Below are 13,091 nucleotides of genomic sequence, written 5' to 3'. Positions count from 1 at the left end.
TATGAATTGTATTATTATTGAAGATCAGTTGCCTGCACAACGTATTTTAAAAAAATACATTAACGATATAGGTACGTTACAATTAAAAGCAACATTTACCAATGCTTTAGAAGCGATACAGTTTTTGGAAACTCAAGAAATTGACCTTTTGTTTTTAGACATTCATTTGCCCAAATTATCGGGGATTGATTTTTTAAAAACGTATAACAATCCTCCTCAAGTAATATTTACCACAGCTTTTGCGGATTATGCTCTAGAAGGATACAGTTTAAATGTGGTAGATTATTTGTTAAAACCTTTTTCTTTTCAGCGTTTTGTGCAAGCTGTTCACAAAATAAAGACAACTGCAAACCAAGATCAACAGCAAACAGCTACTACTGATATTTTTGTAAAATCTGGTTACGAACATATCAAAGTAAAAATTTCTGAAATCATTTTTATAAAGTCTGACACAGATTATACAGAGATCAACACGTCAAATCAAAAAATAGTATCCTCAGAACCTTTACGTTATTGGGAAAAACATTTAAAAGCTTATAATTTTATACGTGTTCATAAATCTTACTTAATCAATATTAACAAAATAGACAAGGTAACAAGCAACCAAGTGTATTTGCATAAAGAATATACAACTCCTATTGGTAGAGCTTACAAATATGCTTTTTTTAAGGTAATCGCTTAAACAATTAAGCGACTATACCCGTAAATATACAGAGCGACACTTTTTTTGTACGCAAAGAACTATTCTTTTAAACCTGCTAAATTAGTTTTGATGTATTAACCAAAATATATTAAAATGAGTTTAAAAAAGATTTTATTTGGATTGGCAATTGTAGTAAGTACAAGTGCTTTTTCTCAAAAATGGATTGACAATCAAGTGAAAAATGAAGTAGTCAAAACCAACAAACAATTATCTGCAACGGATGCTAAATTGGTTTTAACTACTGAACAAACAGAAAAGGTTAGTGCCATTATTAAGGAGTTTGTTTTAATTAGATCTGAAAAAGGAAAAAAAATTAAAGACAAAAAAGAGTTGTGGACTGCTCTTAAACCCGAATTAAAAGAAAAAAACAATAAAATTTCTGAGGTTTTAACACCTGAACAAAATGATGCTTTAAAAGCAGCATGGAGAAAAAAATAATTTATATTTTCTGTGTAAAATCCCAAAAACGAAATTTCGTTTTTGGGATTTTTTTTGTTAGTAGTTTTCTAAACTTACTTTAATTCTATCTTTTATTTTTTGCACAAACCAAGTAGGTTCTACAACTTTAATTGCTTCACCATAAGATAGTATTTGTTGTTCTAGTTCGTAATTAGGAATTACATCTAAGGTAAATGTCAATCCATTTTTATTTATTTCTCCATTTTTCTGACTTCCATGTAACGGAGAAGTTATCATATAAGAAGATAGACTAGTGTTAGCGTGTAAAGTAATTTTTGTCAATTCAGTATCTAAGCCTCTAGTAATACCAATAATATCCTCATATCTTTCTGTAAAATCAATATCCGATTCTATATATGTATCGCTACTTTCTTTCACAAATTCAATTCTATCAATAGCCAATGTAGTAACAGGATTGTATTTAGAATGTGTACCTAACACAAACCACCGGTTATTGTATTGTTTTAGATATTGTGGATGCATAGAAAATTCTTCTACTTCATTTCTCCTAAATGTTTGGTATCCTATAGACAATACTTTTTTATACAAAATGGCATTAAACAACTCGTTTAAATACTCCAATCCTTTTAAGTAAGGATTGTTTTCAAAACCTAAAATTTCTCTAGGTGTTTCGTGTATATTAAAATCTTTTTCCAACTTTAATGTTAGTTCTTCTACCCAACCAAATTGAGGCATTCCTTTAATTCTGTTTAACGTTAACAAAGCCTCTTTTAACTGCTGTGCTTCTGTTTCGTTCATAGGTTGATTGTTGATAGAAAAGTTAGGGTTTACATACCTATAATAAGCAGTTCTTCCTTGTTTGGTAACCTCTAACTCTACACCATAGCCTTGCTCACTTTTCATAAAATTAATATCCTCGTACACTTGTCTACGCTTAATTCCAGCACTACTTCCATTAAAATCATACAAAGCCTTATTACAAACTGCTATCAAATCAAGCATTGCATAGTTTTTTCCTGTATTTCTAAAACATTTATCTAATGCCTGATAACGAATGATTGCATTTTTATTAGTTGCCATTGCTTAGGTTTATTTATTGATGTATTTAATATTATAGCTAAAATAATCAATTGTGCAGAAAGAAAGCACACATGACTTTCATATTTGTAATAAATAAAATAAACACTTATGAAAACCGAATTGACATTACATCAACAAAGAAAAAACTTAAACCGTATTTACGACAAAATCATCAACCAAAAGGAATTACCAGAGCAAGAATTTGATGAATTGATGGGTTTATGGATTTCTAAAAATGAAAAGCTTGAAGAAAAAGAACATTTTTTTGAAATAAGTTTTTTCCCTTTAAAAAACAACAATCCTAACAATAACATAACTGCTTAAAAAAGAAAGAATGGAAACTGACTCAATATTAGCATTTATAGGCTCATTAATTATTACTATTTATTTTCGTAAAATATTTTTTGGAGAAGAAAAAAGAATGGGATATACCTATGCTGCACAAGCAAGAAACTCAAAATTGGTAGGAAAATATTGCGCAAAAATATTTATAATATCATTTATTATAATACTAACTTTTTTAGATAAATTCTGATTTAAAACATAAAACCCTTTTAAATAATTTTAAATCACATAAATAAGCAAAAAATGAATTCACTTTAACACAAACTGTACTTTACCACCTATTGGCAATTGTGCTAATTGATTAATGGCTTTTTCGGTTAAATTTACCAATCGCATATAACCACCTGTAGTTGGTGCATCAGCCATCATTACAATAGGGTTTCCGGCTTTGGTAATTTGTACCGTTCCTTTTACAATTCCAGAAGATATGATTTCATCAACACTAGGCATTTTTATAGGAGTTCCCTCTAAACGAATTCCGATTCTATTGCTGTTTTTGCTAACCGTATACGTTGTGTTTAACAACTGATCTTGTGTTTCTTTTTTAAATTGATGCCATTCGGGACCTTTTAAACATTCAATTTGAATTGTATTTTTATAAGTAGTCGCTTTTATTTTAGCATTACTACTCACAGAATTTGTATTAATTACCGAAAGAAGATCTCCTTTTTTTAGAGCCTTTCCATTTAACCCTCCTATAGCTGCTGTTAGATATGTAGATTTACTTTCAAAAACAGATTCCACATTTATGTCTCCAGAAAAAGAAAGATAACCATACATTCCGCTACTTGCTCCAGACAAAGAAACAATTCCATCTTTAGGAACCTGTATCACCTTGTTTATGGCAACTTGTTCTCCATTCACTTTAGGATGCATATTTGCTCCTGTAATGGCAATAGATACAGCTTTATTTACCTTAAATTTTATTCCTAAAAGCATCATTTCAATCAACACTGCGTTTGGATCTCTATTTAACAATATATTGGCTAAATGTGCTGCATCTATATCCATAAAACCAGCACGCGGAATTCCCTTGTCTAAAAATTGAGTTCTTCCTCCATCTTGTAATGTTGCAGATAGTCCCAATGAAATAATTTCTATTTGCATTCTTTTTTAATTTTATGAAATTCTTTTGCTGAAATTGGAACAAACTGTACTAAATCTCCCATAGAAACTAATGCCGGTTTTTCTTTAGAAAAAAGTTGTAGCGGGGTTTGTCCTATAATTTGCCATCCACCTGGGGTTTCTAAGGGATATACTCCTGTTTGCTGATCTGCCAACCCAACCGCTCCTGCTGGAATTTTTAATCTTGGAGTTTCTTTTCTAGGCATATGCAAACGCTTATCTAAACCACCTAAATACATAAAACCTGGTGCAAAACCCAACATATAAACTAAATAAGGTTTGGCCGTGTGTAGCTCTATGATTTCTGAAATTGAAAGATTTATTTTTTTAGAAACTTCATTCATATCTAAAGCAAAATCTCCTTGATAACACACGGGAATTTCTACAGTATTTTGGGTTTCCTTTACATCGTCAGAAACTTTAAAAGGGGTGTTTTCTAAAAACATTTGTAAAGTCTTTCCTTCTATTCTATCTGGATTATAAAGTATTGTAAGTGAGTTGTATGCAGGAATTAAAGAGTCTATTCCTTTTATTTTATTGTTTTTTAAATACAAATAACATGCTTTTACCTGAAGATGTACCTCTACTGAAATTTCATTTTTGAATTGCATCAGCAATGCTTTTTCACCATATGTAATTACATCATATTGCATTTTTAATCGCTATTTGGTTATCTTGTAATTGATCATAAACGTATGATATTAATTCCACCGCTTTTGGAGTATCTCCATGAAAACATATACTATCTACGTATATATCTAACGGTGTACCCTGTATACTTATTATTTTTTTTTCTGTTAAAAGCTGATGTAGCTGTTTCCACACTTCATCTTTATCTTGAATAACCGCTAATTCTCCTGTTCTACTCACCAAAGTTCCATCTTTATTATAACGTCTATCAGCAAAGCTCTCTTTTAAAAAATACACATAATTTTTTTTTGCTATTGTTTCTAAAACAGAACCCGACAAGCCCATTAAAGCTACACTAGGTTCAATATTTTTAACTACATCTACCAATAAATTAGCAGTATCAACATCTACAGCAGCTTTGTTATACAACGCTCCGTGTGGTTTTACATACCTAACAACAGCCCCTTCTTCTCTAGCAATGTTTATCAATGTTAGAATTTGATGTTGCAAATTACTTTTTAACAATTCTGGAGCAATTTCTATGTCTTTACGTCCAAAATGTTCTGGATCGGGATAAGAAGGATGTGCCCCAATAGTAACTCCGTATTTTTTTGCTAAACGGATAGTAGCTCTCATAGAATTTTCGGTACCTGCATGCCCACCACAAGCAATGTTACAAGAAGATATTTTTTGCATTAGCTCTTCATCAAACAAAAAACCTTCTCCTAAATCGGCATTAATATCTATCATTCTTAATTTGTTGATTATTTTCAAGTGAAATTAGAAATAATAAAAAACAAACAACCGATATATCTATTTTAAATTATAAAATATTTAGCCTGTCATTTGGCTTAGTTTGGCTCAAAAAAAAACACTCCTTTAAGAGTGTTTTGAGTTATTATTCTAATTCGAATTTAAAAACTGTAGCTATAGAATCCATCGGTATGTCTGGAATGGTTATTTTCATATCCGTATCACTAAAATCATACGTAACCTCTTGATCTGTTCCTAAAACAACCAAACGTTTAATTTTGGAATGAGGACAATATCTATGTTTTGCTAACAGTCTAAATGTATATTCTTTTCCTACTTTAGGTTTTCCCAAAAAGAACATATACATACTTTTTTCGTCTTTAGATTGTGTAAATCGAATATCATTAGCCGTATATGCTACTGTTGCAGATTGTCCTCCAAAATGACCTTCTGAGGCCGTAGCATTTCCAAAACCATACAAATCCCATGGTTTTGTGTTGTAAATAGATTCTCCGTATTTAGAAAACCAATCTCCCATTTCTGTCAATACCTTTTGTTGTTCTACAGGAATACTACCATCAGCTTTTGGAGATACGTTTAACAATACCACTCCATTTTTACTCACCACATCAATCAAATTACGCATTACCAAAGTAGCATCTTTATAAGTTTGTCCTTTAACATAAGACCAAGATTGATTGCTTAAAGTAATATCCGTCATCCAAACTCTTTCTGTAATATCTTTTCTACCTCCTTGTTCAATGTCTAAAACTCCAACTTCTTTTGGTAAATCAGACTGTTTGTACCCAATCACTACTTCTTGGTTATTCTCTACTCCATGATTAAAATAATCAGCACACATTTGTTGTACACGTTTTTCTGGAATAAAATTCAACCAAGAGTCAAACCAAATCATATCTGGATGGTATTGTTTGACAACTTCATTTATTTGAGCTGACCAATTTTGATGAAATTTTTCGGCAGAAATATTTCCATACAGTAAACTTAATTCAGGATCTTTAGAAGAGGTATCATAATTGGGATGGTAAGTAAAATGACTATTAAAAGCTCCCCATCTATCTAAATTGTTCGCATTTCGTTGTAAATTACGAGCATGATGAAAGGTGGTTATCAACTTCATGTCATTTTTTCGAATTGCTTTTGTTAACTCTCCCGTAATGTCTATTTTAGGACCTTTGTTGTAAGAATTCCAAGGATTTACGTTGCTTTTCCACATAGCAAATCCATCGTGATGTTGTGCTACAGGTCCTGCAAACTTTGCTCCAGCTTTTTTAAACAAAGCAACCCATTCTTCTGCATTAAATTTTTCTGCTTTAAATTGTGGTACAAATTTATGATATCCATAGGCTTCTTGCGTACCATAAAATGCTCTATGATGCTCGTATTCTTTCGTCCCTTTTATGTACATTTTGCTAGGGTACCATTCACTACCAAAAGCAGGGACACTGTAAACACCCCAATGGAAATAAATTCCAAACTTAGCATCTTTAAACCATTCTGGAGTTTCTGCATGTTTAGACAAAGACTCCCAATTGGCTGTATAAACCTCTTTTGTTTCTTTTACATTTACGGCTTCTGTTTCTTTATTGCCATTACAAGCAATTAAGAATGCAATTGATAGTAGATTAAAGTATTTATACATTTAAAAAAGCATTTAGTTTAGATAGCTGTAAGTACGTTTTTTTAATACAAACCCACTACAACGTATGATTTCAATACTGTAACAAGTGTTTTATTTTTAAAGGCTATCTTCAAAAAATTCTTTACCAAAACCTATTAAATATACCTTTTCTTTAGCTCTAGTAATGGCTGTATACAGCCAACGCATGCTATCTTTTGTCAATCCATCTGGCAAATAAGGTTGTTCTATAAAAATAGTGTTCCACTGCCCTCCTTGAGATTTATGACAAGTCATAGCATAAGCAAACTTTATTTGCAACGCGTTAAAATAGTGATTGTTTTTAACTGATAGCATTTGCTTGTATTTAGATTTTTCATCGGCATAATCTTGTAAAACTTCTTGATACAACCTATTAGATTGCTCATAAGTTAGCGAAGGACTTTCGGAAGTAACCGTGTCTAGCAACAAAACGGTATCAATAGGTTTTAAATCCGCATAATCTATTAACCTTAATTTAACTTCAGCAAACCTAAAACCATACAATTCTTTAATATTGTAAATTTGTTGTACTTCTGCAATGTCTCCATTAGCTATAAAATCTGCCTCCGTAGTATCTTTTAACCAGAAATAATTGTTTTTTACAATCATTACATAGTCTCCTGCAGAAATTTCACTTTCTTGACCACGTATTTTGGTTCTTATTTGTTGATTGTATTGGTTTGCTCTTTTGTTAGATCGTACAATAAAAGCGGTATCCTCTACTCCTGCTTTGTCATAAGCATTGGTTATGGCTTCTTCAATATCGTATCCATCTTCTAAACGAACAATGTCTGGAAAATCTAAATCAAATTGAAAATCATAAAAACCGTCTCTGTCTAATTGTCCTCTTAATGTAGTTGCGTTGGTTAATATTCCAGAACCTTCATTCTGTCTCATTACCTGGTCTAATTCTAACAAATAAGGGTTTTTCTGATAATTTATAGCCAATGTATCCTCAGACAAGGCAGGACTCAATTCAGATTTTACAGGAGGTAACTGAGCAGTATCTCCAATAAAAATCAACTTACAATTAAAACCATTATATACATAGTCCATCAAATCGTCTAACAAAGAATTGTTATCAAACAGACTAACATCTCCAGAACTATCGGCTATCATAGAAGATTCATCTACAATAAAAAAAGTATTTGTGTGCTTATTGGGTTGTTTTACAAAAGCAACATTTCCGTTAGATTGTTTTTTAGGATGGTATATTTTTTTGTGAATTGTATAGGCTTTTTTCTTAGAGTAATTAGAAATTACCTTAGCAGCTCTACCTGTAGGTGCTAATAAAACCGCTTTTTTACCCACTTCCCACAAATGGTTTACAAATGTACTTATACTAGTTGTTTTACCAGTACCTGCATATCCTTTTAAAATAAAGATGGCATCGTCATCGGTATCAAAAGAAAACGCTGCCAATTGGTTTAATAATTCTTCTTGAATTTTAGTAGGATCAAACGGAAATTTTTGATGTAATCTTTTATAAAATTCTGGTGCTGATTTAATCATGAAAAAAGTTTACACAAATATAAAGATTGAAAACCTCTTAAAAATTTTTATGAATAAAAAAAAATTGTAGATTTGTCTTCGTTCATTATAAAATTAACAAAAAACAATGATTTTATTTATTCTTTTAGGTGTAGTAGTAGCTTTTGGATTAGCATTACTAATTGTGAAATTTTTACCTATTAAACTAACTCCAATTATATCAATCGTATTATTAGGAGCTGCAGGTTACTTGTCTTACCTTATATACAGTGGTATTATGGAACCTATTAAGTTTCATGAAGAGAAAAAAGTACGTTATGCTGAAGTAATCAAACAATTAAAATTAATTGCAGATGCAGAAGATGCTCACAATGAAATTTTAGGGAAATTTACTAGTAGTGGTGAAGGTTTGATTAAATTTATTGACTCTGCTAAATTTCCTGTAACAGATACTCATACAGAAATTGTAAAAGAAAACAGAGGAACTTCTTGGTCTCCATTATGGGTAGAAGTAGAAAAGAAAGTTACTGACACAATTGGATATGAAGCTGTAAAGGACAAAATATTTGAAGGTCGTGATTATAAAAACATGTTAAAAATTCCTGGTACTGATCAAGAATTTAAAATTGAAACTTCTGCTATTTTAAGAGCTAACAAAATTTTAGCTTCCGTTTTTGAAGTAAAAATTGACAAAGCAGATGTTTTAACAGGAATGAGTAAATCTTTAATAAAGCAAGAAAAAGAAGCTTTAGGAGGAGATGATATCCCTGGTGGATTTATTAGTATTGGTTCTTTAAACGAGGTAAGTGTTAACGGAAACTGGCCTCCATTATATGATGCATTGGTTAGAAATGAATAAGGAAAACCATCAACAAAACAACAAAAGATTATCCATCCAATTAAGTTCGGATGGATTTTCTTTTTGTACTTATACTCCAGAAAAAAATCAATATGAAACCTTTAAACATATTGAGTTTTCTACTCCAACAACGTCTCCAAATCAATTACTACAAGAAGTAAAACTTATTTTTGAAAAAGAAGAAGAACTACATAAAACATATAAAGAAGTTGTTCTAATACATCATAACAATTTAAATAGTTTTGTACCCAAAGCTTATTTTGATGAATCTTTGTTATCTAATTATTTAGAGAATACCATTAAAACTTTTGAAAATGATTTTATAAGTTATGATGAAATAGATTGCATCAATGCAAACAACGTGTACATTCCATTTGTAAACATTAATAATTTTATTTTTGATTCTTTTGGAACATTTACCTATTTACATTCTTCTACCGTTTTTTTAGAAAATATTTTAAAAGAATTTACCATTTCTAAAAAACAAATGTTTGTAAACGTATCTAAAAATAATCTTCAAACATTGGTCATAGAAAACAACCAACTTGTTTTAGCAAATTATTTTAGTTATGTTACCAAAGAAGATTTTGCTTACTATTTATTATTTGTTGCAGAACAATTAAAAATGGACCCCAATCAATTTACATTAACTTTGTTTGGTGAGATTAATGAACAAGCTGAAACTTTTAAAGTTATTTACAATTACGTTCGTAATGTCTCAGTATATGCTAAATTAAATACTCTTCTAAATCAAGATATTAAAGTTTTACCTCAAGAACATTACAATTTATTACACTTATGAGAATCATCTCAGGAAAATACAAGTCTAGAAGATTAACAGCCCCTAGCAATTTACCCGTTAGACCTACTACAGACATGGCTAAAGAGGGACTATTTAACATGATAAACAACTGGTACTATTTTAATGATATTAATGTTTTAGACCTATTTGCAGGTACAGGAAATATTAGTTTTGAATTTGCTTCTAGAGGTACCGAAGATATTTTATCAGTAGATAAACATAGCGGATGTATTTATTACATCAACAAAATAGCAAAAGAACTAGAGTTTGATATTGACACTATTAAGGCAGATGTTTTTTCTTTTTTAGAAAAACACAGTGGAACTTATGATGTTATTTTTGCAGATCCTCCTTATGATTTTAGTGATGAACAATTCTCTAAAATAGCAAACTTGGTTTTTGAAAATAATTTATTGAGTGAAGAGGGTACTTTGGTGATAGAACACTCTCAACAAACAGATTTAAGCAATACTAAATATTTTACTCAATCTAAAAGATACGGTGGTTGTATGTTTAGTTTTTTTGAAAAATAAGAACGATGAAAACACTAAAAAAGGGAGATAAAATAGGTTTGGCCTTAGGTGGCGGAGCTGTTTTAGGTGCTGCACATGTTGGTGTTTTAAAGGCTATTGAAGAACTAGGCCTAGATATACAATGGATAGCTGGTACTAGCATTGGTGCTATGGTAGCTGGTTTGTATGCTTTTGATAACAATTGTGACAGAGTAAAAGACATTGCCTTAGAAATTAGTTGGAGAGACATTAGTGCTTTTTCAATTTCTAAATATGGTTTGCTTAGTAATACCAAAATAGCCGATTTTATGGAAGCCAATATTGGCAAAGTAAATATTGAAGATGCTAAAATACCATTAGCCATTTTAGCTACCGATATTGCTAACGGTGAAAAAGTGATTTTAAGAAAAGGAAGTGTATCTAAAGCCGTAATGGCCAGTTCTTGCATTCCAGGAATTTTTAATCCTATTATTATTAACGACACCATGCTGGTAGATGGTGCTATTTCTGAAAACGTACCTATATCTGCTTTAGAAGAAATGAATGCTATAAATATTGTAGCTGTAGATTTAAACGCAAAACATTTGTATGGCAAACCTCAAAATATGATAGAGGTCTTACAAAATAGCTTTCACTTTACTTTAGAATCTGCCGTTAAAGCGCAAACTAAAAGAGCCGATGTATTAATTACTCCAGATTTATCTTCTTTTGATAGAATTCATACCTCACAAACAGAACGTTTGATTCAGAAAGGATATGAAGAAACACTTATTAGTTTTGCTAATTATATAACTTAAGACTACACTTCTAAGTATTTTTCTATCATTTGTTTTGACAGGGTTGTTTTAGGCACCTTAAAATCGAAATAATCCTCTAAAGGAATTTCAAAACCTTTATGATTTAAATAGTTATTCAATCCCCTATTTAAACCTTCACTAAACAAATGATGCTCTGCTCCTTTTGGATCTTCATGATACAAATCGTTTTCTGCAAAACCTTTAAATTTAGGACCTACAATTTTAATTTCAAATTCATCAGGATTTTTACCTACGGGACTATGAGCTGTACACGCAAACTGATGCCAAAATCCAGATTGTATACAATTATGATAAAATAATTGACGAACAACTTCTAAAGAATCTATCGTTTCTTGAGCTGTTTCTGTAGGAAAACCAAACATTAAATAAGCATGTACCATAATATTTTCATTAGAAAATGCTTTGGTTACTCTAGCAACTTGCCTAATATCTACTCCTTTTTTCATTTTAGATAATAATCTATCAGAAGCCACTTCTAAACCTCCAGTAACTGCAATACATCCTGATTTAGATAAAAGAGCGCATAATTCTGCTGTAAATGTTTTCTCAAAACGAATGTTTGTCCACCACGTAATATATACTTTACGTTCTAGTAGTTTATTAGCTAAAGCACGTAACATTTTAGGTGGAGCAGCTTCATCAACAAAATGAAAACCTGTAACTCCTGTTTCCGAAATTATTTTTTCAATTTTATTGACCAAATCATCTGCTGTAGTGTTCTCGTAATTTCCTATATAATCTAAGGTTACGTCACAAAAAGAACATTGTTTCCAATAACAACCGTGAGATATGGTTAATTTGTTCCATTTTCCATCAGACCACATTCGATGCATCGGATTCATCACATCTAAAAAAGACAAATATTTACCATTAGGCAAACCTATGTAACTAGGTGCAGGTAAATTTTTATGATGAAATATGGTGTTTGGAGTTTTATTTATATAAACAACTTTTTTGTTTTGCAAAACATAAGTTCTTTCTAGCTGATCAATGTCTATTTTTCTATCTATATACTCTGTAACTTTTAACAACGGAGCTTCTCCATCATCTAGAGTTATAAAATCTATAAATTCAAAAATCCTAGGGTCAGACAGTTTTCTTAATTCTGTATTTGGATAACCACCTCCCATGGCTATTTTAATATGTGGATATTCTGTTTTGATAAACTGAGCACATCGCAAAGCTGAAAACAAATTCCCAGGAAAAGGAACCGTAAAACAAATTAGATTAAACTCTTGTTCTTGCAATTTTTCGTTTAACAAATACAACATTTCATCTTCTATTAATGTAGTTTCGTATTGTAAAAACTCATCAATCGTATCAAAACTAGAGGCTGCCCTAGCTATATGTTCTGCATATCTTGTAAAAGAAAAAAACTCATCAACATTAGAATTTATAAAATCACCTAGCTCTTCTACAAACAAAGTAGCTATGTGTTTGGCTTTGTCTAAAATTCCTAACTTTCCAAATTCTGTACTTAAATCTTTATCTAACTTAATTCTTCTATGTCCGTGAGGTAAAAAATCTTTATGAACAATTTGATAAGCAGCAGTTACTTCTTGCTGTCTTAAATAATTCATTACTGTTTCTACCTTATTTATATACTCTTCTTTTTGTTTCCAAACCAAAGGATAATCATAATTTTCTAACATTGCTGCTTGTTTAAAAATAGCATCAATAAATTCTTTGGTAAAAATTGCTGTAAACAACTCAATACTTAAATCCATTTGAGACACAGATACCTTTTTAGATTCTAAAAAACCTTTTAGGTAAGCAGTAGCAGGATAAGCGGTGTTTAATTGAGTAAAAGGTGGAGTAATTAATAATGTGTTTACAGACATAAAGTTTGTTTAGGGTTACAAAGATAATCTT

The 13,091-nt window shown here is 30.8% G+C and carries 15 protein-coding genes; 8 read left to right on the top strand and 7 right to left on the bottom strand.

Annotated elements, in window-relative coordinates; all coding sequences use genetic code 11:
* Position 1 precedes the first annotated feature (1 nt).
* Positions 2–682 (top strand): LytR/AlgR family response regulator transcription factor, encoded by a 681-nt coding sequence (locus tag FHR24_RS08575; RefSeq protein WP_167186764.1) that lies wholly within the window; start codon positions 2–4, stop codon positions 680–682.
* 114 nt (positions 683–796) lie between these two features.
* Positions 797–1,141: a hypothetical protein gene (locus tag FHR24_RS08570; RefSeq protein ID WP_167186761.1), complete on the top strand. Its 345-nt coding sequence runs from the start codon at positions 797–799 to the stop codon at positions 1,139–1,141.
* A gap of 57 nt (positions 1,142–1,198) precedes the next feature.
* Here the strand turns inward: FHR24_RS08570 and FHR24_RS08565 are convergent, their stop codons facing one another.
* Positions 1,199–2,203 (bottom strand): helix-turn-helix transcriptional regulator, encoded by a 1,005-nt coding sequence (locus FHR24_RS08565; RefSeq protein ID WP_167186758.1) that lies wholly within the window; start codon positions 2,201–2,203, stop codon positions 1,199–1,201.
* Between the two features lie 108 nt (positions 2,204–2,311).
* Here FHR24_RS08565 and FHR24_RS08560 point away from each other — a divergent pair, with 108 nt between their 5' ends.
* Together FHR24_RS08560 and FHR24_RS08555 are read left to right on the top strand one after the other, a co-directional pair.
* Positions 2,312–2,527 carry a hypothetical protein gene (locus FHR24_RS08560; protein ID WP_167186755.1) on the top strand — a complete coding sequence of 72 codons (216 nt, stop codon included), beginning with the start codon at positions 2,312–2,314 and terminating at the stop codon, positions 2,525–2,527.
* Positions 2,528–2,537: 10 nt separating this feature from the next.
* Complete coding sequence (locus tag FHR24_RS08555; RefSeq protein ID WP_167186752.1) at positions 2,538–2,738, top strand: hypothetical protein; 201 nt, start codon at positions 2,538–2,540, stop codon at positions 2,736–2,738.
* 59 nt (positions 2,739–2,797) lie between these two features.
* Here FHR24_RS08555 and FHR24_RS08550 read toward each other — a convergent pair whose 3' ends face one another.
* The 5 genes from FHR24_RS08550 to FHR24_RS08530 form a co-directional block, all read right to left on the bottom strand.
* On the bottom strand, positions 2,798–3,655 hold the full coding sequence (locus FHR24_RS08550; protein ID WP_167186749.1) for a 5-oxoprolinase subunit C family protein: 858 nt from the start codon (positions 3,653–3,655) through the stop codon (positions 2,798–2,800).
* Positions 3,646–4,326, bottom strand: a complete 681-nt coding sequence (gene pxpB / locus FHR24_RS08545) for a 5-oxoprolinase subunit PxpB (protein ID WP_167186746.1) — start codon at positions 4,324–4,326, stop codon at positions 3,646–3,648. Before pxpB ends, FHR24_RS08550 begins: the two co-directional genes overlap by 10 nt.
* Positions 4,316–5,053: a 5-oxoprolinase subunit PxpA gene (gene pxpA, locus FHR24_RS08540; RefSeq protein ID WP_167186743.1), complete on the bottom strand. Its 738-nt coding sequence runs from the start codon at positions 5,051–5,053 to the stop codon at positions 4,316–4,318. Before pxpA ends, pxpB begins: the two co-directional genes overlap by 11 nt.
* A gap of 148 nt (positions 5,054–5,201) precedes the next feature.
* Positions 5,202–6,719: an alpha-L-fucosidase gene (locus FHR24_RS08535; protein WP_167186740.1), complete on the bottom strand. Its 1,518-nt coding sequence runs from the start codon at positions 6,717–6,719 to the stop codon at positions 5,202–5,204.
* A 96-nt stretch (positions 6,720–6,815) separates the two neighbouring features.
* Positions 6,816–8,249, bottom strand: a complete 1,434-nt coding sequence (locus FHR24_RS08530; RefSeq protein ID WP_167186736.1) for an ATP-dependent DNA helicase — start codon at positions 8,247–8,249, stop codon at positions 6,816–6,818.
* A gap of 106 nt (positions 8,250–8,355) precedes the next feature.
* On the opposite strand from FHR24_RS08530, the gene FHR24_RS08525 reads away from it, so the two are divergent.
* The 4 genes from FHR24_RS08525 to FHR24_RS08510 are packed head-to-tail and all read left to right on the top strand — an operon-like array spanning position 8,356 to position 11,198.
* Positions 8,356–9,087 (top strand): hypothetical protein, encoded by a 732-nt coding sequence (locus tag FHR24_RS08525; RefSeq protein ID WP_167186733.1) that lies wholly within the window; start codon positions 8,356–8,358, stop codon positions 9,085–9,087.
* Positions 9,080–9,889, top strand: a complete 810-nt coding sequence (locus tag FHR24_RS08520; protein WP_167186730.1) for a DUF3822 family protein — start codon at positions 9,080–9,082, stop codon at positions 9,887–9,889. The genes FHR24_RS08525 and FHR24_RS08520 overlap by 8 nt, the downstream gene beginning before the upstream one ends.
* Positions 9,886–10,422 carry an RsmD family RNA methyltransferase gene (locus tag FHR24_RS08515; RefSeq protein ID WP_167186727.1) on the top strand — a complete coding sequence of 179 codons (537 nt, stop codon included), beginning with the start codon at positions 9,886–9,888 and terminating at the stop codon, positions 10,420–10,422. Before FHR24_RS08520 ends, FHR24_RS08515 begins: the two co-directional genes overlap by 4 nt.
* Positions 10,423–10,427: 5 nt before the next feature.
* Complete coding sequence (locus tag FHR24_RS08510) at positions 10,428–11,198, top strand: patatin-like phospholipase family protein (RefSeq protein WP_167186723.1); 771 nt, start codon at positions 10,428–10,430, stop codon at positions 11,196–11,198.
* A 2-nt stretch (positions 11,199–11,200) separates the two neighbouring features.
* Here the strand turns inward: FHR24_RS08510 and FHR24_RS08505 are convergent, their stop codons facing one another.
* Positions 11,201–13,060, bottom strand: a complete 1,860-nt coding sequence (locus tag FHR24_RS08505) for a B12-binding domain-containing radical SAM protein (protein ID WP_167186719.1) — start codon at positions 13,058–13,060, stop codon at positions 11,201–11,203.
* Positions 13,061–13,091 lie beyond the last annotated feature (31 nt).

Source organism: Wenyingzhuangia heitensis, from assembly GCF_011762155.1.
Lineage (GTDB): Bacteria > Bacteroidota > Bacteroidia > Flavobacteriales > Flavobacteriaceae > Wenyingzhuangia > Wenyingzhuangia heitensis.
Note: the sequence above shows the minus strand (reverse complement) of the source record. Positions and strands in the feature narration are given on the sequence as shown.